This is a genomic window from Micrococcus sp. KRD070, assembly GCF_017168435.1.
Taxonomy (GTDB): Bacteria; Actinomycetota; Actinomycetes; order Actinomycetales; family Micrococcaceae; genus Micrococcus; species Micrococcus luteus.
In genome coordinates this window covers 45,598-67,644 of sequence record NZ_JABFNH010000004.1, presented here as the reverse complement: position 1 = coordinate 67,644, position 22,047 = coordinate 45,598, and the positions used below count along the sequence as shown (strand labels likewise).

Here is a 22,047-nt window from a genome sequence, read left to right as displayed (position 1 = left end):
GGGTCACGTCGGGCATGGATCGAGGTCCTTCGGGTTCGGGGCGGGGCCTCCCGGGCGGATGTGAGCGGACGGGCGCGCGGCCGCGGGGGCTCGACCGGTCCGATGCTACCGCCCCCCGGCCCGTTTCGTGACCCTCCCGTGATGCAGGCCGCAGGGGCGGCCCCTACACTGACTGATCATGTCGAGATTGTTCGGAACCGATGGCGTCCGTGGCCTGGCCAACGAGACCCTCACCGTGGAGTTGTCCGTCCAGCTGGCCCAGGCCGCCTCGCCCGTCCTCGGCGCGGAGGCCTTCGACGCCGGCCGACGCCCGGTCGCCGTCGTGGCCCGGGACCCGCGCATCAGCGGTGAGTTCATCGCGGCCGCCGTGCAGGCGGGCCTGGCGTCCTCGGGCGTGGACGTGTGGGATGCGGGCGTGCTGCCGACCCCCGCCGCCGCCTATCTCGTGGGGGACCTGGACGCCGACTTCGGCGTGATGATCTCCGCCTCCCACAACCCGGCCCCGGACAACGGCATCAAGTTCCTCGCGCGCGGCGGCGAGAAGCTGACCGACGCGCAGGAGGACGAGATCATCCGTCACCTCGAGGGCGTGACGCCGCGGCGGCCCCAGGGCGCGGACGTGGGCCGCGTGCGCGTCTTCGCGGACGCCGAGGACCGCTACGTCCTCCACCTCCTGCAGACCCTCCCGCACCGGCTGGACGGGCTCAAGGTCGTCTTGGACTGCGCACACGGTGCGGCCGCCGGCTGCTCGCCCGAGGCGTTCCGCGCCGCCGGCGCGGAGGTCGTCGTGATCGGCGCGTCCCCGGACGGGCTCAACATCAACGACGGCTACGGCTCCACCCACCTCGAGAAGCTCCAGGCGGCCGTGCGCGAGCACGGCGCGGACCTCGGCATCGCGCACGACGGCGACGCCGACCGGTGCCTCGCCGTGGACGAGCGCGGCGAGGTCGTCGACGGCGACCAGATCATGGGCGTCATGGCCGTGGCCCTCAAGGACCGCGGCGTCCTGCGGGACGACACCCTGGTCGTGACCGTCATGTCCAACCTGGGCCTGAAGCTGGCCATGGGCCGGGAGGGCGTCCAGCTCGTCGAGACCCAGGTGGGCGACCGCTACGTCCTGGCCGGCATGAAGCTCGGCGACTACGCGCTCGGCGGCGAGCAGTCCGGCCACGTGATCTTCTCGGACCACGCCACCACCGGCGACGGGGTCCTCACCGGCCTGCAGCTCGCCTCGCGCGTCGCCGAGACCGGCACCCCGCTCTCCGAGCTGGCCGCGGTGATGGACCGGCTGCCCCAGGTCCTCGTGAACGTGCGCGGCGTGGACAAGTCCCGCGCCGCCGAGGACGAGGCCGTCCAGACGGCGGTGGCCGAGGCGGAGGCCCGCCTCGGCGAGACCGGCCGCGTGCTGCTGCGCCCGTCGGGCACGGAGCCGGTCGTGCGCGTCATGGTCGAGGCCCCGGACGAGGAGACCGCCGGCCGGGAGGCCCAGGTGCTGGCCGACGTCGTGCAGCGCGAGCTGCGCCTGCACGACTGACCGGACCGATGACGTCGGACGCGGCCCCCCGGCCCCGCCGCTGGACCCTGTTCGCGGGGCTGCTCGCGGGGCTGGCGGTCCTGTGGTCGGCCGCGTTCCTCGCCGTGGACGCGCCCGTGTGTGCGCGGCAGAGCGCCCCCGTGGAGTGGTTGCCGTGCCTGGATCCGGACCGGCAGGACTCGGAGGTCGCCCCGGACGCCGGGTCCAGCGCGGACCGGACGACGTCGCGGCCCTGAGGGCACGGCCCCGGTGCCGCCGAGGGCATGAAGGAAGGGCGCGGGGCGACTCGCGTGAGTCGTCCCGGGCCCTTCGGCGTCGGACAGGGGGAGATCAGAGGGTGGTGGTCCCGGAGGTGGGGCCGCCGCGGCGCTCGGCGAGCAGGTCGCGGATCTCGGTGAGCACGGCGACGTCGGCGGGCACCTCCTCCTCGGCGGGGTCGATGCCGAGGCGGCGGTTGCGGGCCTCGATCATCTTGTTCATCGGCATCACGATGGCGAAGTACACGGCCGCGGCGATGAGCAGGAAGTTGACGAGGGCGGTGAGCAGCACGCCGAACTTCACGTCGTTGCCGTTGACCGTCAGCACGGCGAACGAGTCGAAGTTCGGCGAGCCCACGGCGGCGGCGATGAGCGGCATGAGGACCGCCTCGACGAGCGCGTTCACGATCTTGCCGAAGGCGGCGCCGATGATGACGGCGACGGCAAGGTCGAGGACGTTGCCCTTCATGATGAAGTCTTTGAATCCCTGGAGCATGGGGAGAATCCTACGTGTCACGAAGGCGGCGCGGTACAGGGTCGAGCGAGTCGTGCGTCTCAGTCCGCGTAGTCGGGTGCCGGAGGCAGACCCCACGCGGTCTCGAGGACGCCGCCGGCCGCCTCGACCCGGGCCGCCTCCGCGGACCCGACGTAGCGCAGGTGCCAGGGCTCGTGGGCGAAGCCCGTCACGTCCTCGGCCCCGACGGGATAGCGGATGACGAACCCGTACTCGGCGGCGTGCGCGGCCACCCAGCGGCCCGCGGCGGTGTCGCCGAAGCACGCTTCCAGGTCACACGCGGGGGTCGCGGCGTCGCCCACGTCCCAGGCCAGGCCGGTCTGGTGCTCGGAGTACCCCGGACGCGCCGAGACGCGGTCGGCCTCGGCGCGGCCCAGCTCGTCGACCCAGTGGCCGTACGTCCGGACCTGGTAGTCGTACGAGCGGTAGGCGCTCAGGGTGGTGAGGCGGTGGCCCGCCGCCGCGGCGGCATCCAGCAGGTCACCGGCCGCCGTCGCGGCCGCCGCCCGCAGGGACAGCTCGCTGCCGGGCACGGCCACCAGATCCGAGGGCGCCCAGTCGGGCGGGGCCACGGGGCGGGTCTTGTTCACGACGACGTCGAGGGCGGCCGGGTCGGCGTGCGTGCCCGACGACGGCGCCGTGCTCGAGGCGGCGCCGGACGACGCGGCCGCGCTCGCGGAGCCGGACGTCGGCGTCGTCGGCGTCGAGGACGGGCCCGCGGCGGGCGTGCCGCAACCGGCCACGAGCAGCGCGAGCGCGGCCAGCGCGGCGAGAGGGAGGGTGCGACGCATGGATCAGACCTTCCTCAGCAGCACGCGGGTCACCTCGTGTTGCGCGTTCTTCGTGAGCACCAGCCGGGCGCGCCCGCGGGTCGGGCGCACGTTCTGCTCGAGGTTCGGGCCGTTGATGGAGTCCCAGATGGACTCGGCCGTCGCCTGAGCCTCGGCGTCCGACAGGGAGGAGTACCGGTGGAAGTAGCTGCGCGGGTCGGCGAAGGCCCCCGAGCGCAGACCCATGAACCGGTCGATGTACCAGGACCGGATCCAGGACGCGCGCGCGTCCACGTACACCGAGAAGTCGAAGAAGTCGGAGACGGAGAGCCCGGCGGTGCCGTCGGCCCGGGTGCGCGGCGGGGCCAGCACGTTGAGTCCCTCCACGATCAGCACGTCGGGACGGTGCACCACCTGTTCCTCGCCCGGCACGATGTCGTAGGTGATGTGCGAGTACACGGGCGCGCGCACCTCCTGCGCCCCGGACTTGACGTCCGCCATGAAGCGCAGCAGCGCGCGACGGTCGTAGGACTCGGGGAAGCCCTTGCGGGACATGATGCCGCGCTCGTGCAGCACCGCGTTGGGGTGCAGGAAGCCGTCCGTGGTGACCAGCTCGACGCGCGGCGTCGTCGGCCAGCGGCGCAGCATCTCCTGGAGCACGCGCGCCGTCGTCGACTTGCCGACGGCGACCGACCCGGCCACCCCGATCACGTACGGGGTGCGCCCCGTCCGCTCGCCGAGGAACGCGTTGGTCGCGCTGCGCAGGGCCGCGGAGGCCTCCACGTTGATGCTCAGCAGGCGCGAGAGCGGAAGGTAGACCTCGGCAACCTCGCGCAGGGACAGATGCTCGCCGAGGCCGCGCAGACGCTCCACGTCCGCCTGGTCGAAGGGCTGCGCCATCTCCGAGGCGAGACGGGCCCAGGTCTGGCGGTCCAGCTCCACGAAGGGGGAGCGCTGGTGGCCGTCGGGCACGGCGTCCGCGGGCTCCTCGGGGCCCACGAGGGGCAGCTCGGAGGTCGGGGGGGTGTAGGTCACCCGATCCATTATGGCCGCGGCCCGCCCGGAGCGGGCCCCCGCGTGACGTCACAGGGCCCGGATAGGATCGGCCCATGCGCGTTCTCGTGACCGGCGGTGCCGGATACCTCGGATCCCACACCGTGCTCACGCTGCTCGAGGCGGGCCACGACGTCCTCGTCCTGGACAGCCTGGTCACGGCGACGACGACGTCGCTCGAGCGCGTCGCCGAGCTCGCCGGAACGCGTCTGGGCGGGTCGCGGCTGCGCCTGCACGTGGCCGACATCCGCCGCCCCGAGGACTACCGCGGGGCGCTCGCGGACTTCGGCCCGGCCGCACTCGTGCACTTCGCCGGGCTGAAGTCGCCCACCGAGTCGATGACCCGCCCCGCCGCCTACTACGACGTGAACGTGGGCGGCACGGCCGCCGTCGCCGAGGCCGCGCTCGCGGCCGGCGTCCGCACGGTCCTGTTCTCCTCCTCCGCGACCGTGTACGGCGACCGCGCGCCGGTGCCGGTCGCCGAGGACGCGGCCACGGACCCGGTCTCGCCCTACGGACACTCCAAGCTCATGGCGGAGCAGGTGCTGCGCGACGTCTGCGCGACGGTCGACGGCGGCGGGCTGGCGATGCTGCGCTACTTCAACCCGGTCGGCGCGCATCCCTCCGGGCGGCTGGGCGAGGACCCGAGCGGGGTGCCGGCGAACCTCATGCCCTTCGTGGCGCGGGTGGCGTCCGGCGCGTACCCCGAGCTGCGGGTGTTCGGCGCGGACTTCGACACGCGCGACGGCAGCGCCGTGCGCGACTTCATCCACGTGATGGACCTCGCGGAGGCACACGTGGCCGGGCTCGACTGGCTCGCGGCCCGCGTGGCGACCGGGGGCGGTACGACGACCCGGGTCTGGAACATCGGCCGGGGCGAGGGCGTCACCGTGTTCGAGATGGTGCGCGCCTTCGAGGCGGTCACGGGCGGCCGCATCCCGTACCGCGTGGTCGAGCGCCGGCCCGGGGACATCGCCGAGTCGTGCGCGGCCGTGGACGCGATCGGCGCCGAGGTGGGCTGGCACGCCCGGCGCGATGTGACCGCGATGGTGCGGGACCTCTGGGCCTGGCAGGAGGCCAACCCCGCGGGGTTCTCGTCCCGGGCGGAGTGAGCCGGCCCGCCGTGCGCGGAAGACGGGTCCGGCCCGGTATTCTCGTGCGCATGTGCGGAATCGTCGGATACATCGGCCAGCCCCAGTCGGATCGTGAGCACGGCGCTCTCGACGTCCTGATGGAGGGCCTGCGTCGTCTCGAATACCGCGGATACGACTCCGCCGGTGTGGCCGTGGTGGACGGCGGTCAGCTGTACCACCGGAAGAAGGCGGGCAAGCTCGCCAACCTCGCTGAGGAGCTCGCCGAGCACCCCATCCCCACCGGCCTCGTCGGCATCGGCCACACCCGGTGGGCCACCCACGGCGGCCCCACCGACCGCAACGCCCACCCGCAGGTGGCGGACGAGGGCCGGCTGGCGCTGATCCACAACGGCATCATCGAGAACTACGCCGAGCTGCGTGAGGAGCTGCTCGCCAAGGGCGTCGAGTTCCTCTCCGAGACGGACACCGAGGTGGCCGCCCACCTCCTCGCGGACGTCTACCGGAACGCGGCCGGCCAGGACCTGACCCGCGCCATGCAGTTGGCCTCCCAGCGCCTCGAGGGCGCCTTCACCCTGCTGGCCGTGCACGTGGACCACCCGGACCGCGTGGTGGCCTCGCGCCGCAACTCGCCGCTCGTCGTCGGCCTGGGCGAGGGGGAGAACTTCCTCGGCTCGGACGTCTCCGGCTTCATCGACTTCACCCGCGAGGCCATCGAGCTCGAGCAGGACCAGGTCGTGACGATCACGGCCGACGCCGTCGAGATCTCGGACTTCCGGGGCGGCCCCGCCGAGGGCAAGCGCTTCACCGTGGACTGGGACGCCTCGGCCGCGGAGAAGGGCGGCTTCGAGACCTTCATGGAGAAGGAGATCCACGACCAGCCCCAGGCCGTGCAGGACACCCTGCTGGGCCGCACGGACGCCGCCGGCGCCCTGATGCTGGACGAGCTGCGGATCGACCCCGAGGAGCTCAAGGCCGTCGACAAGATCATCGTCCTGGCGTGCGGCACGTCCGCCTACGCGGGCACGGTGGCCAAGTACGCCATCGAGCACTGGTGCCGGATCCCCGTGGAGGTGGAGCTCTCCCACGAGTTCCGCTACCGCGACCCGATCATCGACCCGCACACCCTCGTGGTGTCCATCTCCCAGTCCGGCGAGACCATGGACACCCTCATGGCGGTCCGCTACGCCAAGGAGCAGGGCGCCCGCACCGTGTCCATCTGCAACACCAACGGCTCCACGATCCCGCGCGAGTCGGACGCCGTGCTCTACACGCACGCCGGCCCCGAGATCGCCGTCGCCTCCACCAAGGCGTTCCTGGCGCAGATCACCGCCGCCTACCTGCTGGGCCTGTACCTGGCCCAGCTGAACAAGAAGCTGTTCAGCGGCCAGATCAAGGACATCCTGGCGGACCTCGGGGCGATCCCCGGCAAGATCGAGGAGATCCTCGCCGCCAAGGACCAGGTCAAGGAGCTCGCCCGCTCCATGGCCGACGCCACCTCCGTCCTGTTCCTCGGCCGCAACGTCGGCTACCCGGTGGCCATGGAGGGCGCGCTCAAGCTCAAGGAGCTCGCGTACATCCACGCCGAGGGCTTCGCCGCGGGCGAGCTCAAGCACGGCCCGATCGCCCTGATCGACGACGGCCAGCCGGTCTTCGTGGTCATGCCCTCGCCCATGGACCGACACTCGCTGCACGCCAAGGTGGTCTCGAACATCCAGGAGGTCCGCGCCCGCGGCGCCCGCACCTTCGCCGTCGCCGAGCGCGGCGACGCGGCCGTGCGCGGCCAGGCCGAGGTCGTCTTCGAGGTCCCCGAGACCCAGCCGATGCTCATGCCGCTGCTGACCACGGTCCCGCTGCAGATCTTCGCCCTCGAGCTCGCCACGGCGAAGGGCTACGACGTGGACCAGCCGCGCAACCTCGCCAAGTCCGTCACGGTGGAGTGATCCGCCGCTGAGGCCACCGCGACCTCTCCTGCCGGGCCCGGCCGCCACACAGCGGCCGGGCCCGCGACGCGTCCGGGGATGGCGTCCGCCCGCCCCAGTAGACTCCCCGAGGAGGCCCGCCGCACCCGGCGGGCCGCACGACGAGACCCCGGAGAGTCATGCACACAGTGGAGATCGGCCAGCCGTACCCCCTCGGGGCCACCGTGGACGAGACCGGCACCAACTTCGCCCTCGCGGTCTCCCGCGAGGTGGAGGCGGTCGAGCTGTGCCTCGTCGCCGACGACGGCACGGAGACGCGCATCCCCCTCGAGGAGCGGCACGGCACCACATGGCACGCCCACGTGGCGGGCATCGGCCACGGGCAGCGCTACGGCTACCGCGTGCACGGCCCCTGGGACCCCGCCCGCGGCCTGTGGCACAACCCGGCCAAGATCCTCGTGGACCCGTACGCGCGGGCGTTCACCGGCGACTACGAGTGGGGCCAGCAGCACCACTCATACGACTTCGACGAGCCGGACCGCATCGACACCTCGGACAACCTGGGCACGAGCATGCTCGGCGTCGTCGTCGCCGAGGACTTCGACTGGGGCGATGACGCCCCGCCCGCCGTCGAGCTCACGGACACGGTGATCTACGAGACCCACGTCAAGGGCATGACCAAGCTGCACCCCGCCGTCCCCGAGGAGCTGCGCGGCACCTACGCGGGCATGGCCCACCCGGAGGTGGTCCGCCACCTGACCGAGCTCGGGGTGACCGCCGTCGAGCTGATGCCCGTGCACCAGTTCGTCAACGACGCCACCCTGCAGGAGAAGGGGCTGAGCAACTACTGGGGCTACAACACGCTCGGCTTCTTCGCCCCGCACGCCGCCTACGCCTCCTCCTCCGAGGTGGGCGGCCAGGTCCGCGAGTTCAAGCAGATGGTGAAGGACCTGCACGCCGCCGGTCTCGAGGTGATCCTCGACGTGGTCTACAACCACACGGCCGAGGGCAACGACAAGGGCCCCATGCTCAGCCTGCGCGGGCTGGACAACGCCGGCTACTACCACCTCGTCGAGGGCGACGAGCGGCACTACATGGACTACACGGGCACCGGGAACTCGGTGGACCTCTCCAGCCCCAAGGCCCTCCAGCTGGTCATGGACTCCCTCCGCTACTGGGTCACCGAGATGCACGTGGACGGCTTCCGGTTCGACCTGGCCACCACCCTCACCCGGGTGGAGGGGGAGCAGGGCCCGGACATGTTCTCCGGGTTCTTCGACGTGGTCCGCCAGGACCCGGTGCTGCGCACCGTCAAGCTCATCGCCGAGCCGTGGGACGTGGGCTGGGGCGGCTACCAGGTGGGCAACTTCCCCGGCCTCTGGTCCGAGTGGAACGGCATGTACCGGGACGCGGTGCGCGACTTCTGGCGCGGCGAGCCCGGCACCCTCGGCGAGTTCGCCACCCGCCTGACCGGCTCGGCCGACCTCTATGAGGGGGACGGGCGCGGCCCCGGTGCGTCCGTGAACTTCGTCACGGCCCACGACGGCTTCACGCTGCGCGACCTCGTCTCCTACAACGAGAAGCACAACGAGGCCAACGGCGAGGACAATAACGACGGCGAGGCGCACAACCGCTCGTGGAACTGCGGCGTGGAGGGGGAGACCGACGACCCCGAGGTCGTGACGCTCCGCGCCCGCCAGCGCCGCAACTTCCTGGCCACCCTGCTGATCAGCCAGGGCGTGCCCATGATCAGCCACGGCGACGAGCTGGGCCGCACCCAGGGCGGCAACAACAACGTCTACTGCCAGGACAACGAGATCTCGTGGATCGACTGGTCCGCCATGGACGACTCGCTCGTGGCGTTCACCCGCGACCTGATCGCGCTGCGCCGTGACCACGCGGTGTTCCGCCGTCGCCACCACTTCGACGGTCGCCCCGCGGCCCGCGACGTCGAGGCGCCCCTGCCGGACATCGTGTGGCTCGAGCCGGACGCGACCGCCAAGACGGAGGACGACTGGGGCGCCGAGGCCCGGTCGATCGGCTTCTACCTCAACGGGCACATGCTCACCCGCGGGGACGAGGACGGGGAGGAGCCCTACCGGGACTTCTACGTCCTCATGAACGCGTGGTGGGAGCCCGTGCCGTACACCCTGCCCGGGCCCACGTTCCCGGCGGAGTGGGAGGTCGTCGTGGACACCTCGTCCCACGTCGCCCCGGACGGCACCCGCCCCCGCGTGCGTGCCGGGGACGTGCTTGAGCTCCCGGCCCGCTCCACCGTCGTGCTGCGGCAGGTCCCCGAGGGCGCATGAGCCCGCAGGTGGACCGGGGGCGCGTCCGCCGTGGCCTGCCGCGGTGGGCGCGGGCCCTCTGCGCCACCGTGGCGACCCTGGCGGCGCTGGGACTGGCCTTCGGCGCGGGGTGGGCCACGCACGCCGTGACGGATCCGCACCCGGACGACGCACCGCGCGTGGACGCCCTCCTCGTCCTCTACAGCCAGCCCCGCGTCTACGACGCCGCGATCGAGCTCGCCGCGTCCGGCGTCGCCGACCGGCTCTTCGTCTCCGCGTACCTGGGGCCGGACGGGCACGAGAAGCTGTGCGGCGGCCCGGAGGAGCGCGACCCGCGGCTGGAAGGCGTCACCGTCGAGTGCTTCGCGCCCGATCCGGTGACCACCCAGGGCGAGGTCGTCCACGCGGCCGACCGCATGCGCGAGCTGGGCCTGCACCACCTGGGCGTGCTCACCTTCCACCAGCACGTGGAGCGTGCGCGGCTGCTGGCGGAGCGGTGCCTCACACCCGAGGAGGGCCGTGTGTCCCTGTACGCGTTCGACGCCGGCTTCGACCGGCTCGGCCGCCTGCAGCACGGCGTCTACGGCGTGCTGGCCTACGGGAAGGCGATGCTCACGCCGGGCTGCGACCAGCAGCTGCCCGGCGTGCTGCAGTGGCCGCTCGACCTGGCCAAGCGACTGCGCGGGCAGCCCGTCGGGGACGAGGCCGGCGCCGTCGTCGTGGGCGCCCGGCGGGCGGGGGCGGCGTGATCGTCGGCGTGGGGGTGGACGTGGTGGACGTCCCGCGGTTCCGGGCGCAGCTCGAGCGCACCCCGGCGCTGCGCGCACGCCTGTTCACCGAGGATGAGCGGGACCTGCCGCTGCGCTCGCTGGCCGCGCGCTTCGCCGCCAAGGAGGCGATCGCCAAGGCCATGGGCGCCCCGCCCGGGATGATGTGGCACCACTGCTGGATCCCGCGCCCGGACCACGGCGACGGCCGCCCCACCGTGCACCTGACCGGCACCGTGCAGGCCCAGGCCGAGGCCCTGGGCATCACCCACTGGCACCTCTCCCTCAGCCATGACGGGGACGTCGCCACCGCCTACGTGGTCGCCGAACGCCGCGCGGCCGAGGAGGAGTCCGCATGACCGCCGATGACCTGACCCGCATCGCCGTGACCGGCTCGGCCGTGCGCACGGCCGAGGAGCCCCTGCTCGCGGCCGGCCGCGGCCCGGAGCTGATGCGCGCCGCCGCCTGGGCCCTGGCCGAGCACGCCGCGGCCCTGCTGCGTGAGCGCGGCCCGGTGGCCGGCACGACGGTGGCCGCCCTCGTCGGCCCCGGCAACAACGGCGGGGACGCGCTGTTCGCCCTCGCGTTCCTGCGCCGTCGGGGCGTGGCCGCGGTCGCCGTGCCCGTCCGCCGGGACGACGACGGCGCCCCGCGCTGGCACGCCGAGGGCTGGGCTGCGCTGCGAGCGGCCGGGGGACGCCGCGCCGACGCGGTGCCGCCCGAGGCCGCGCTCGTGGTGGACGGCGTGCTCGGCACAGGCTTCACCGGCGAGTATGAGCTGCCCGCCGCGGCGCGCGCGCTGCCGGCGGATGCGCTCGTGCTGGCGTGCGACGTGCCCTCCGGTGTGGACGCGGACACCGGCGAGGTGCGGGGGGAGGCCCTCCGCGCGGCCGCGACCGTGACGTTCGGCGCCCTCAAGTCCGGCCTCGTCCTCGGGGAGGGGGCAGGCCGCGCGGGCACCGTGCACGTGGCGGACATCGGGCTGGGACCGCACCTGCCGACGTCGCCGGCCGCGCGGCTGGGCGTGATGGACGAGGCCGCCGCACGGACCGCCCACCCGGCCCCCGCGGCCGAGGCCCACAAGTACACGCGCGGCGTGGTGGCCGTCGTCGCCGGATCGGAGCGCTACCCGGGGGCCGCCGTGCTCGCGAACGCGGGTGCGCTGCACACGGGCGCGGGCATGGTGCACCATTCCGGCCCGCAGACCACCCGGGACCTGGTGCTCGCCGCCCACCCCGAGGCGCTGGTCTCGGCGGAGGGGCCCGAGCCGTCGCGCGCGGACGCCTGGGTGGCCGGCCCCGGCTTGGACACCGAGCACGACGCGCGGCGGCGCTGGGCCGGCGTCCTCGCCGCGCTTGAGGACCGGCCGGAGGCGGCCCTGCTCGCCGACGCCTCGGCCCTGGACCTGGTCACCGCCGCCGAGCTGCGGTCGCTGCGCGCGGCCGGCACGCCCGTGGTCCTGACGCCGCACGCCGGGGAGTGGTCCCGCCTGCGCGAGCGCGTCCCCGCGGACGGCGCCGACGCCGCCGACCCGCTCGCCGCCCTCCGCGCGTGGACGGCCGAACACGGCGCCACGGTCCTGCTCAAGGGCCCGCGCACCCTCGTGGTCGCCCCGGACGGCGAGGCATGGGCCGTGACCGGCGGCGGCCCCGAGCTCGCGATGGGCGGGACCGGCGACGTGCTCTCCGGGGCGATCGGCGCCGTCCTGGCCGCGGACGTGGCGCGGCGCTCGCGGGCGCGCCGGGCCGGGGAGGACCCCGGCCCGGCGCCCACGGCCCGGCTCGCGGCGGCGGCCGCCTGGCTGCACGCCCAGGCCGGGGCCGACCAGGCCCGCGCCGGGCGGATCACCACGGCCACGCTGCCGGCCGCGCTGGGCGCGCGCGTCGCGCACCTGTGGTGGCCGGACGACGCCGAGCCGGAGGCCGTCCGATGAGCCGCGCCGACGTCAGCCCGGCGGACACCGAGCGCGCCGTACGCATCGACCTGGCGGCCGTCCGGCACAACGTGGGCGTGCTGCAGGAGCGGATCCGCCGCCCCGACGGCAGCCGGCCGCTGCTGACCGCCGTCGTCAAGGCCGACGCCTACGGCCACGGCGCGGTTGCCGTCGCGCGCGCCGCCGCGGCCGCCGGCGCGGACCGGCTCGGGGTGGCCCACGTGCGCGAGGCCCTGGCCCTGCGCGCGGCGGGGGTGCGCCTGCCCGTGCTCGCGTGGCTGCACACCGGGGCCACGGACTTCGCCGCCGCGGTGGAGGCGGAGGTGACCCTCGGTGTCTCGGGCTGGGACCTCGACGCCGTCGCCGACGCCGTCCGCGGGCTGCGGTCCCGCGGCGGGGCCGGACCCGAGGCCCGCGCCGTCCTGCACCTGAAGGCGGACACCGGCCTGGGCCGCCACGGCTGCACGCCCGAGCGGTGGCCCGCGTTCGTCGCGCGTGCCGCCGAGCTCGAGGCCGCGGGCCTCGTGCGGGTGGAGGGCGTGTTCTCCCACCTCGGCGTGGCGGACGAGCCGGACCGGGCCGCCGAGACCACGGCGCAGCTGCTGCGGTTCGAGCGGATGGCCGCCGAGGCCGCCGAGACGCTCGGCCACCCACTGCTGCGGCACCTGGCCAACACGCCCGCCACCCTCGCCCGGCCGGACACGCACCTGGACATGGTGCGCGTCGGCCTGGGCCTGTACGGGCTCTCCCCGTTCGCGGACGTCACCGCCGCCGAGCTCGGGCTGCGCCCGGCCATGTCCCTCGTCACCGTCCTGGCCAACGTCAAGGCCGTCCCCGCCGGGCAGGGCGTGTCCTACGGGTTCCGCCACGTCACGGCGGAGCCCACCACCCTCGGGCTCGTGCCCGTCGGCTACGCCGACGGCGTCCCGCGCGTCGTCGAGGGCACGCGCGTCCACGTCGGCGGCCGGAACGTCCCCGTGGTGGGCCGCGTCGCGATGGACCAGTTCGTGGTGGACCTCGGCCCGGACGCCGCGGACGCGCCCGGCGACGCCGTCGAGCTGTTCGGACCGGCCTCTGGCATTCCGGTGGAGGAGTGGGCCGCGGCCGCCGGGACGATCAACTACGAGCTGGTGACCCGCATCGGAGGCCGCGTGGACCGGCAGCACGTGGACCCCACGCCGACCCAGGAGGCCCGCCCATGAGCGACCACGAGATCCCCGCCCCCGGCCCGACCCTGCCGGAGCCCGTGCTGACGGCGACGGTCCCGCTCGAGGGCGCCGACGGCACCCGGGCGTTCGGCCGCGCCCTCGCCGGGGTGCTCCGCACCGGCGACGTGCTGATCCTCACGGGCGACCTCGGCGCGGGCAAGACGACCTTCACCCAGGGGCTGGCCAGCGGATTCGGCGTGGCCTCCGGTGTGGTCTCGCCGACGTTCGTCCTCTCCCGCGTCCACCCCGCCCCGGCCGACGCCCCGGCGGGCACCCCGGACCTCGTGCACGTGGACGCGTACCGGCTGCGCTCGGCGGGGGAGCTCACGGACCTCGACCTGGACGCGAGCGTGGACCGCTCCGTGACCGTCGTCGAGTGGGGCCGGGGCATGGCCGAGTCCCTCGCCGGGTTCCCCGAGGACCCGGACGCCTCGTGGCTGGACATCGAGATCGTCCGGGCCCGCGGGGGTGAGGACGCCCCCGCGGCCTCGGCGGGGGAGGGCGAGGACGGCATCGTCACCGACTTCTCCGACGAGGACGGGGGCCAGGCCGAGGAGCTGCGTACTGCCGTCGTGACCGGCCGCGGCCCGCGCTGGGCCGGCGTCGTGCTTCCGTAGACTGGCGGCCATGGCCCTGCTCCTCGCGATCGACTCCTCCGCCGCCGCCTCCGTCGCCGTCCTGCGGGACGGTGAGGAGCTCGCGCGCTGGGCCACGGACGACACCCACGCCCACGCCGAGGTGCTCGCCCCCGCGGTGCAGACCGTGCTCGGCGAGGCCGGCGTCACCGGCACCGCGCTGGACGCGCTCGCGGTCGGCGTCGGCCCCGGACCCTTCACGGGGCTGCGCGCGGGCCTGGCGACGGCGGCCGCCCTCGGCCTGGCCTGGGACGTGCCCGTGCACGGGGTCCGCAGCCTCGACGCGCTCGCCCACGCGGCCGGCGTCGACGCCTTCCGCCACGGGATCGAGGAGTTCGTGGTCGCCACGGACGCCCGCCGCCGCGAGGTCTACTGGGCCCACTACGCGCAGGTCGGCGGGCAGTCGACCCTGCTGCACGGCCCCTTCGTCTCGCCGGCGGACGAGGTCACCCCGCTGCCCGTCTACGGCGCGGGGGCCGGGCTCTACCCCGAGGCGCTGCGCGCGGTGCCGGGCTGGGAGACGGCCACGCCGTCCGCCGTCGGGGTGGGGCAGGTGGCCGAGCTCGCCCTGCGGCGCGGCCGCGGCCTCGTGCCCGCCGAGCCGCTCTACCTGCGCGAGTCCGACGCCAAGGTCCCCGGCCCCCGCAAGCGGGCGGGCGCGTGAGCCCGGCCGAGCCGGCCCCGGCCGGCGACGGGCGCCCGGCCGAGGAGGAACACGGGCTGCCGCCCGGGTACCTGCTGCGCCCCATGACCGTGTGGGACATCCCCGAGGTGCTCGCCCACGAGGCCACGCTCTTCCCGCTCGACGCCTGGCCCGCGCACTTCTACGAGGAGGAGCTCGCCCAGACCGGCCCCGCCGGCGGACGGGACGCGCACGGCCGCCCGCCCACCCGGGACTACCGCGTGGTCGTCCGCGATGTGGCCGCGCCCGGCTCCACGGACGACGACGGCCCCGCCCCCGGCGAGATCGTCGGCTACGGCGGGATCATGGTGGTCGGCGACGTCGCCGACGTGCAGACCGTGGGCACGGTCGCGGCGGCGCAGGGGCGGGGGATCGGAGCAGCCCAGCTGCGCTGGATGGCCGCGGAGGCCGCGGCGCGCGGTGCGAGCTCGCTCATGCTCGAGGTCCGGGCCTCCAACGCCGCCGCCCGGCGGCTCTACGCGCGCCACGGATTCCAGGAGCTGCACGTGCGCCGCCGCTACTACCCGGGCGGCGAGGACGCCGTGATCATGCGCAAGCCCCTGTGACCGGGCCGCTCACTAGACTGGAGCCCATGCCCACCGCCACCGTAGCCCCCCTCGTGCTCGGCATCGAGTCCTCCTGCGACGAGACCGGCGTCGGCGTCGTCCGCGGCACCGCCCTGCTGGCCCACGAGGTCGCCTCCTCCGTCGAGGAGCACGTGCGCTTCGGCGGCGTGATCCCGGAGATCGCCGCCCGCGCCCACCTCGAGGCCCTTGTGCCCACGATCCGCCGCGCCCTGGACACCGCCGACGTCACCCTCGCGGACCTCGACGCGATCGCCGTCACCTCCGGCCCGGGTCTGGCGGGCGCCCTCATGGTGGGGGTCGCGGGGGCGAAGGCGCTGGCCACGGCCCTCGGCACGCCCCTCTACGGCATCAACCACCTCGTGGCGCACGTGGGCGTGGGCATGCTGGACGGCGTGCGGCCCGCGCAGTGGGACGACCTGCCCGCGGACCTGGGCGCGCTGCTGGTCTCCGGCGGGCACACCGAGATCCTGCGCGTGGGCCGGATCAGCTCCGAGGTCGAGCTGCTGGGCTCGACCATCGACGACGCGGCCGGCGAGGCGTACGACAAGGTCGCCCGGCTCATCGGGGCGGGCTACCCCGGGGGCCCCGTGATCGACCGGCTCGCCGCCGAGGGCGACCCGACCGCCTTCCGCTTCCCGCGCGGGCTCACCGCGGGCAAGTTCGTCGGCAGCGCCGAGGAGCCCGGCCCGCACCGACACGACTGGTCTTTCTCCGGGCTGAAGACCGCCGTCTCCCGGGCCGTGGAGCAGTTCGAGGCCCGCGGCCTCGAGGTGCCGCGCGCGGACATCGCCGCCTCCTTCCAGGAGGCCGTCGCGGACGTGATCACCGCCAAGGCCGTCCGCGCCTGCCGCGAGCACGGGCTCACCCACCTGATGCTCGGCGGCGGCGTCGCGGCGAACTCGCGCCTGCGCGCCCTGCTCGCCGACCGGTGCCGCTCCGCCGGCATCGAGCTGACCGTCCCGCCCGTGAACCTGTGCACCGACAACGGGGCGATGGTCGCCGCGCTCGGTGCTCGTCTGGTGCGCGACGGCGTCGCCCCCTCCGACGCGTGGTTCGGCGCGGACCCGGGGCAGCCGGTCGAGATCGTCAGCGTCTGACCGCGCCCGGTCTCTTGCCGCCACGCCCACGCGTTCCGTAGACAGAGCCCATGACCGGCCATGATTACCCCCGCCCCGAGTCCACCTCTGCGGCCGTGGACGAGCAGATGCTGGAGGACTTCCTCAATCAGCACCTGCTCGGCTCCCGCTCCGGTGTGAAGGCGTTCCGCGCCGCCGAGCAGACCTGGGCCGGCACCCCGCAGGAGGCCGCGCTGCGCCGCCTCGGCGACGCCGTCCAGGACGACCAGGACCGCCTCGAGGCGCTCATCGGCGAACTGGGTCTCCGCACCCCGCTGGTGGACCGGGCCGCCGGCGCGGCGGCCGAGGTCGGCGGACGTCTCAACCCCGTGAACGCGCTGCGCACGCGCGGCTCCGGCTGGACGCAGATCGAACTGGACCTGCTGCAGGGCACGCTCCAGGCCAAGTCCGCGATGTGGCACGTCCTCGAACAGCTCGCGCCGCACCTGCCGGCGGTCGACGCCGCCGAGATGCACGCCCTGCGCCAGAGGACCGGCGACCAGCAGCGCGAGGTCCAGCGCATCACCTCCGCCACCCTCGAGGGCCGGTTCCTGGCCGGCTGAGGCCCGGGCTATTCCTCGCCCGTCTGATGCTCCCCGGACCGACCGCCGTGCACCTCGGCGGGCAGCTCGTCCACCGGGGCGACGACGACGTCCTGCAGCTTCCAGTCCAGGGCGGCGATCGCGTCCCGTAGCGCGCAGCAGCGGCCCACCGTCACGTCCGCCCCCTCGTGCGGCACCACGAACATCTCGACGTGGAACACGTGGCCCTCATCCCGGACGCGGGCGCCCGCATGGCGCACCCACGGCTCCGCCCAGGCGACCCGCTCGGCACGGTCGATGAGCGGGTGCGGCCGGGCGCCGTCGATCGTGGCGGCGCGGCGATCCGCCAGGTTCGTGACGGCCTCCTTGAGGTTCTTCCAGCCGTCCAGCACGATGCTCACGCCCACGAAGATCGCCGCAGCGGAGTCCGCCCACCACCAGCCCAGGCCGATGCCGGCCACGCCGACGATGGTCGCCACGCCCGTCTGCCAGTCCGCCTTGTTCATGTCCGCGTCCGCGTACAGCACGCGGTCGTGGAGCTGCTCGGCCAGCTTGAGCTTCTTGTGGCCGAGGATCATGGGCCCGGGCACGGACAGGGCCATCACGGCCATCATGAACCAGCCCTGCCACACGGTGTGCCCGAACAGGTCGAACGTGCCGATGGGCGGGTGCTCCGCCGTCACCAGGCCCAGCACGGAGTCGCCGACGAGGACCACGCCCATCACGGACAGGGCGACGGCGGCCACGAGGTGCCCCACCCCGACGGACCGGTGAGAGCCGTAGGGCCGGGCCCGCGTCGGGGCCATGCGGGCCACGCGCAGGGCGACGAGGAACACGATCGGTGGGATCAGGGAGAGCAGGTCCTCGATCCACGCGGCCCGCATGGCCTGCGAGGAGCCCATCACGATCGCCACGAGGACGATCGTGACCACGATCACCCCCAGCGTCGCCCATTCGAGCCGCTTGGCCTGCTGGACCACGCGCTCGATCTCCGGGGGCAGCTCCGTGGCGCCGAACCGGCGCCCGCTCGGCCCCGTCTCCCGGGTGTCCCGCCGCGTCATCGGGCCTCCTCCGCTGCGCGCTGGTCGAAGTACGCCTCGAGGGCCGTGAGCATCTGATTCTCACCCAGGGGCACGGCCATCACGAGCTTCACCGGCTCGCCGTCCGGGCCCTCCGCCTCGGCGTAGTCGCGGGTGATGCTCGCGTGCGACGTCCACGGGGACGCCGAGGTCAGGCCACCGGCTACCAGGTCCATGTCACCCTTCTCCAGCGCGGTCATGAGCGCCTCCTCCCCGGCCACGGTCCACTCGACGCGTGCGTCGTGCGCCGCCGCGAAGCCGCGGATCAGGTCGGGCTCGGGGCCGACGGGCTCGGCGCCCGAGGCGTCCACGTGGGGCGGGTGGTGCACGACGCCGGCGCGCAGCACCCCGCCCGTGACGCGGTCCAGGGTGCCGTCCGGGTCGGCGGGGTAGCCGGAGGAGGTGCAGGCGGTGAACCCGAGGGCGGCGCCCCCGAGCAGGCCCGCCAGGGCGGCCCGGCGGGTGATGGTCATCGTCCTCATTCCGTGGGCGAGTGCGAGCGGTGCCCGGCGTTGCCGAGGCCTTCGGCGCCGTCGAGATGGTCGAGCACGAGGCGGACCGCCTCCCGGGCGTCGGTGGTCTCGGACCAACCGGTCGCGGCGCGCAGGGCCGTGGTGTCCATGATGGGCACCGCTGCGGCCATGTCCACCCACCCCGGGTCGGTGGGCTGCAGCCGTGCCCGGTAGCTCAGCGCCGCGGCCGCGCGGAACAGGCCCACGGGCAGCTCCAGGATGCGGCGCGCCCCGAGGACGGTGCCCATGGTGTGCGCGTCCAGCACGGGGTCGGCGGCCACATTGAAGGCGCCGCCTGCCCGGTGGACGATCACGCGCCAGTACGCGTCCGCCACGTCCTGGGCCGTGAGCGCCTGGAATCGCAGGCCCCGCGGGAACGGAAGCACCGGAGTGCGCAGGCGGGCGACCAGCCGGGCGGGGACGAGGTCGCCCAGGAAGTAGTCCTTGATCTCGGGCCCGGCGGCGGACTGGAAGATCAGCCCGGGGCGCAGCCGGGTCACGAGCAGCTCGGGGTGCTCGGCCTGCACGCGGTCGAGGATCGACTCGACCTCGGCCTTCTGCGCGGCGTAGTGCGAGGTGGGGACCCCGGTGGTGGGATGGGACTCGGGCACGGCGCGGCCCTTCGGCCCGGGCCCGTACGCGCCCACCGAGGACGCGTAGACCAGGTGGGGCACGCCCGCCTCGGCCACGGCCCGGAACACCCGCTCGTTGCCGGCCACGTTGACGGCGCGCAGGTGGTCGCGGTCGCGGTTGGGGCGGATCACCCACACCAGGTCGACGACGGCGTCGGCGCCGGCCACGATCTCGCGCAGCCGCCCCGCCGCCGTGGGCTCCGCCACGTCCAGGCGGTGCCACTCGACGCCGTCGTAGGGCGCTCCGGCCCGGTCCGGGCCGCGCCGGCTCACGCCCACGATCGAGCTCACCTCGTCCGCGGCCTGGAGGCGGTGCAGGACAGCGGTGCCGACGTTGCCCGTCGCGCCCAGGACGACGATCCTCACGGCTTCAGGACCACCTTGATGCAGCCGTCCTCCTTCTTCTGGAACGTCTCATAGAGGGCGGGCGCGTCCTCGAGCGGGGCGGTGTGCGTGGTCAGGTCGAGCACGCCGAGGGGGTCGGACGGGTCGTCGAGCAGGGGCAGCAGGTCGTCCACCCAGCGACGGACGTTGCACTGGCCCATCGTCAGGGTGACCTGCTTGTCGAACAGGGTGAGCATCGGCATCGGGTCCTTCATGCCGCCGTAGACCCCGGAGAGCGACACCGTGCCGCCACGCCGGACCGCGTCGATCGCGGTGTGGAGGGCGCTCAGGCGGTCGACGCCGGCGGTCTTCATGGCCGCCCGGCCGAGCGCGTCGGGCAGCAGGCCCACGGCGGTGTGGGCCGCATGCCCCGCCGGGGAGGCGTGCGCCTCCATGCCGACCGCGTCCACGACCCCGTCGGGGCCGCGGCCGCCGGTGCGCTCGCGGAGCACCTCGGCCTCGCCGCCGTCGGCGTCCAGGACCTCGATGCCGTGCCGGGCCGCCATCGCGCGGCGCTCGGGGACCGGGTCGACGCCGATCACCCGGTACCCCAGGTGCACGCCGATGCGTGCCGCCAGCTGGCCGATGGGGCCGAGGCCGAGCACCGCGAGCGTGCCGCCGTCGGGGACGTTCGCGTACTGGACCCCCTGCCAGGCGGTGGGGACGACGTCCGAGAGGAACAGCCACTGCTCATCCGGGCCGGTGTGCGGCACCTTCACGGGGCCGTAGTCCGCGTGGGGCACGCGCAGCAGCTCGGCCTGCCCGCCGGGGACGGAGCCGTAGAGCCGGGAGTAGCCGAAGAGTGCGGCGCCGGAGCCCTGCTCCCGCACCTGGGTGGTCTCGCACTGGGACTGCAGCCCGCGCTGACACATCCAGCACCGCCCGCAGGAGATGGTGAAGGGCACGACCACCCGGTCACCGGGCCGGATGTGGGTGACCTCGGACCCGACCTCGCGGACGATGCCCATCGGCTCGTGGCCGATCACGTCCCCCGCGTCCATGAACGGCCCCAGGACCTCGTACAGATGCAGGTCCGACCCGCAGATGCCGGTCGAGGTGACCTCGATGATCGCGTCCGTCGGCTCCTGGATCCGCGGATCCGGGACGTCCTCGACGGCGACGTTGCGCTTTCCCTGCCATGTGAGTGCTCGCATGGTGCGACCGTAGACGCGCCGGACGGGCCGGGGGAAGCATGGAGACGCGGCAGGGCCGCCACCTCGCCGGGGGAGCGGCCGCTCAGCCGGTGCGGCCGTCCAGCGACGCGCGGGTGCGGGCGGCGGCGTCCAGCACGACCGCGCGCAACGGGGCCACCGCGTCATCCGTGTCCTCACCCGCGGCCGGCGGGCCGGCCAGGGCCTGTGCCTCCACGCGACGCTGACGCGCGGCGCCACCGTCGTCGATCATCGCCTGGACGCCGGCGAGCTCCGCCGCGCAGCCCAGCCGCTCGGCGACCGGGGTCAGTCGCTCGATCTCCGCCGGCAGGTGCTCCGCCAGCGGGACCTGGGTGCCCCGGGCGTCCACGATCACGGTGGCGTCCATGCCGTACCGGGCGGCGCGCCACTTGTTCTCCTGCACGTGCCACGGCGGCAGGACCTCGACCGTCTCACCGCGCTCCAGGCTCGCGGACAGGTCATCCACGAGGCACTGCGTGTAGGCGGTCACGGCGGCGATCTCCTCGAGCGTGGCCAGGCCGTCGCACGCGCGCATCTCCACCGTGCCCAGGCGGGGCACGGCCCGCACGTCCCAGCGGCACTCGGTGACGTCCGCGATCATGCCCACCTGCTCCATCTGGGCCACGCAGCGCTCGAAGCCCTCCCACTCCTGGAACTGGAACGGCAGGCCGGCCGTGGGCAGCTGCTGGAACAGGAGGGTGCGCTGGGACTGGTAGCCCGTGTCCGTGCCCGCCCAGAAGGGGGACGAGGCCGAGAGTGCGAGCAGGTGCGGCACGCGGTTGACCAGGCCGTTCACCACCGGCATGGCCTTGGAGACGTCGTCCAGGCCCACGTGCACGTGCACGCCGAAGATCAGCAGCTGCCGACCCCAGTACTGGGTGAGATCCAGCATGCGGTCGTAGCGCTCACTGGGCGTCGAGGGCTGCGCGATCGCTTCCGCGAACGGGTGCGTGCCCTGGCAGAACAGGGAGATGCCCCGCGCAGCCGCGGCGTCGGCCACGCGCGCGGCGATCCGGCCGAGGTCCGCCGTCGCGGCGTCGACGCGCTCGTGCACGCCCGTGACGAGCTCCACCGTGTTCTGCAGGAGCTCGCTGGTCATGTGCGGGTTCACGTCGTCTTCGGCGAGGCCCTCGGCCGCATGCAGGGTGCGCAGCAGGTCCGGGGCCTCGGAGCGCAGCTCGCCGGACACGGCATCCACGAGCGCGAGCTCCCACTCGATTCCGAGAGTGGACTGCGCGGAGTCGGCGAAGGGCAGAGTCATGCCGCCCATCCTAGAAGCCCCGGCCCGGTCTGTGCCCGGTGTCCACGCTTCGGACCTAGGGTGGGGCGCATGGCCCGCCCCAGGTCCGAAGCGTGGACACCGGGCACAG

22 protein-coding genes are annotated in these 22,047 nt (G+C 74.4%); 14 read left to right on the top strand and 8 right to left on the bottom strand.

Annotation, left to right across the window (positions count from 1 at the left end):
• Window positions 1–178: 178 nt before the first annotated feature.
• Window positions 179–1,534: a phosphoglucosamine mutase gene (gene glmM / locus J1M38_RS01165; protein ID WP_206481397.1), complete on the top strand. Its 1,356-nt coding sequence runs from the start codon at window positions 179–181 to the stop codon at window positions 1,532–1,534.
• A gap of 8 nt (window positions 1,535–1,542) precedes the next feature.
• The gene (locus J1M38_RS01160; protein ID WP_010080407.1) at window positions 1,543–1,770 is read left to right on the top strand and encodes a hypothetical protein; all 228 of its coding nucleotides are present in this window, start codon (window positions 1,543–1,545) and stop codon (window positions 1,768–1,770) included.
• A gap of 94 nt (window positions 1,771–1,864) precedes the next feature.
• Here J1M38_RS01160 and mscL read toward each other — a convergent pair whose 3' ends face one another.
• The 3 genes from mscL to coaA are packed head-to-tail and all read right to left on the bottom strand — an operon-like array spanning window position 1,865 to window position 4,110.
• Window positions 1,865–2,287 carry a large conductance mechanosensitive channel protein MscL gene (gene mscL, locus J1M38_RS01155; protein WP_073116799.1) on the bottom strand — a complete coding sequence of 141 codons (423 nt, stop codon included), beginning with the start codon at window positions 2,285–2,287 and terminating at the stop codon, window positions 1,865–1,867.
• 59 nt (window positions 2,288–2,346) lie between these two features.
• Window positions 2,347–3,096 (bottom strand): D-alanyl-D-alanine carboxypeptidase family protein, encoded by a 750-nt coding sequence (locus J1M38_RS01150; RefSeq protein WP_206481396.1) that lies wholly within the window; start codon window positions 3,094–3,096, stop codon window positions 2,347–2,349.
• Window positions 3,097–3,099: 3 nt separating this feature from the next.
• A complete protein-coding gene (gene coaA, locus J1M38_RS01145; RefSeq protein ID WP_044659424.1) occupies window positions 3,100–4,110 on the bottom strand; it encodes a type I pantothenate kinase in 1,011 nt (336 codons plus the stop codon).
• A 74-nt stretch (window positions 4,111–4,184) separates the two neighbouring features.
• On the opposite strand from coaA, the gene galE reads away from it, so the two are divergent.
• From galE to J1M38_RS01085, 12 genes are all read left to right on the top strand, one after another.
• Window positions 4,185–5,240: a UDP-glucose 4-epimerase GalE gene (gene galE / locus J1M38_RS01140; RefSeq protein WP_144819674.1), complete on the top strand. Its 1,056-nt coding sequence runs from the start codon at window positions 4,185–4,187 to the stop codon at window positions 5,238–5,240.
• 50 nt (window positions 5,241–5,290) lie between these two features.
• A complete protein-coding gene (glmS, locus tag J1M38_RS01135) occupies window positions 5,291–7,162 on the top strand; it encodes a glutamine--fructose-6-phosphate transaminase (isomerizing) (protein WP_144819673.1) in 1,872 nt (623 codons plus the stop codon).
• Window positions 7,163–7,320: 158 nt separating this feature from the next.
• Window positions 7,321–9,450 (top strand): glycogen debranching protein GlgX, encoded by a 2,130-nt coding sequence (gene glgX / locus J1M38_RS01130; protein ID WP_134416850.1) that lies wholly within the window; start codon window positions 7,321–7,323, stop codon window positions 9,448–9,450.
• Entirely contained in the window at window positions 9,447–10,178 is a 732-nt protein-coding gene (locus J1M38_RS01125) for a hypothetical protein (RefSeq protein WP_063190077.1), read from the top strand. Before glgX ends, J1M38_RS01125 begins: the two co-directional genes overlap by 4 nt.
• Window positions 10,175–10,555 (top strand): holo-ACP synthase, encoded by a 381-nt coding sequence (locus tag J1M38_RS01120; RefSeq protein WP_010080417.1) that lies wholly within the window; start codon window positions 10,175–10,177, stop codon window positions 10,553–10,555. Before J1M38_RS01125 ends, J1M38_RS01120 begins: the two co-directional genes overlap by 4 nt.
• Entirely contained in the window at window positions 10,552–12,129 is a 1,578-nt protein-coding gene (locus J1M38_RS01115; RefSeq protein ID WP_206481395.1) for an NAD(P)H-hydrate dehydratase, read from the top strand. Before J1M38_RS01120 ends, J1M38_RS01115 begins: the two co-directional genes overlap by 4 nt.
• Window positions 12,126–13,331, top strand: coding sequence for an alanine racemase (alr, locus tag J1M38_RS01110; RefSeq protein ID WP_113913794.1), 1,206 nt, complete (start codon window positions 12,126–12,128; stop codon window positions 13,329–13,331). Before J1M38_RS01115 ends, alr begins: the two co-directional genes overlap by 4 nt.
• Entirely contained in the window at window positions 13,328–13,954 is a 627-nt protein-coding gene (gene tsaE / locus J1M38_RS01105; protein WP_049146659.1) for a tRNA (adenosine(37)-N6)-threonylcarbamoyltransferase complex ATPase subunit type 1 TsaE, read from the top strand. Before alr ends, tsaE begins: the two co-directional genes overlap by 4 nt.
• 10 nt (window positions 13,955–13,964) lie before the next feature.
• Window positions 13,965–14,636: a tRNA (adenosine(37)-N6)-threonylcarbamoyltransferase complex dimerization subunit type 1 TsaB gene (tsaB, locus tag J1M38_RS01100; RefSeq protein WP_134416853.1), complete on the top strand. Its 672-nt coding sequence runs from the start codon at window positions 13,965–13,967 to the stop codon at window positions 14,634–14,636.
• The gene (locus J1M38_RS01095; protein ID WP_134416854.1) at window positions 14,633–15,220 is read left to right on the top strand and encodes a GNAT family N-acetyltransferase; all 588 of its coding nucleotides are present in this window, start codon (window positions 14,633–14,635) and stop codon (window positions 15,218–15,220) included. The genes tsaB and J1M38_RS01095 overlap by 4 nt, the downstream gene beginning before the upstream one ends.
• A 26-nt stretch (window positions 15,221–15,246) precedes the next feature.
• Window positions 15,247–16,338 (top strand): tRNA (adenosine(37)-N6)-threonylcarbamoyltransferase complex transferase subunit TsaD, encoded by a 1,092-nt coding sequence (gene tsaD, locus J1M38_RS01090; protein WP_134416855.1) that lies wholly within the window; start codon window positions 15,247–15,249, stop codon window positions 16,336–16,338.
• A gap of 50 nt (window positions 16,339–16,388) precedes the next feature.
• A complete protein-coding gene (locus tag J1M38_RS01085) occupies window positions 16,389–16,919 on the top strand; it encodes a hypothetical protein (RefSeq protein ID WP_044659437.1) in 531 nt (176 codons plus the stop codon).
• Between the two features lie 8 nt (window positions 16,920–16,927).
• Here J1M38_RS01085 and J1M38_RS01080 read toward each other — a convergent pair whose 3' ends face one another.
• From J1M38_RS01080 to J1M38_RS01060, 5 genes are all read right to left on the bottom strand, one after another.
• Entirely contained in the window at window positions 16,928–17,959 is a 1,032-nt protein-coding gene (locus J1M38_RS01080) for a cation diffusion facilitator family transporter (RefSeq protein WP_044659438.1), read from the bottom strand.
• Window positions 17,956–18,450, bottom strand: a complete 495-nt coding sequence (locus tag J1M38_RS01075; protein ID WP_061867101.1) for a hypothetical protein — start codon at window positions 18,448–18,450, stop codon at window positions 17,956–17,958. Before J1M38_RS01075 ends, J1M38_RS01080 begins: the two co-directional genes overlap by 4 nt.
• 5 nt (window positions 18,451–18,455) lie before the next feature.
• Window positions 18,456–19,487, bottom strand: a complete 1,032-nt coding sequence (locus J1M38_RS01070) for an NAD-dependent epimerase/dehydratase family protein (protein WP_036315887.1) — start codon at window positions 19,485–19,487, stop codon at window positions 18,456–18,458.
• Window positions 19,484–20,659, bottom strand: coding sequence for a zinc-dependent alcohol dehydrogenase (locus J1M38_RS01065; RefSeq protein ID WP_123243870.1), 1,176 nt, complete (start codon window positions 20,657–20,659; stop codon window positions 19,484–19,486). Before J1M38_RS01065 ends, J1M38_RS01070 begins: the two co-directional genes overlap by 4 nt.
• Window positions 20,660–20,741: 82 nt before the next feature.
• Window positions 20,742–21,938, bottom strand: a complete 1,197-nt coding sequence (locus J1M38_RS01060) for a glutamate--cysteine ligase (RefSeq protein WP_123243869.1) — start codon at window positions 21,936–21,938, stop codon at window positions 20,742–20,744.
• Window positions 21,939–22,047: the final 109 nt, after the last annotated feature.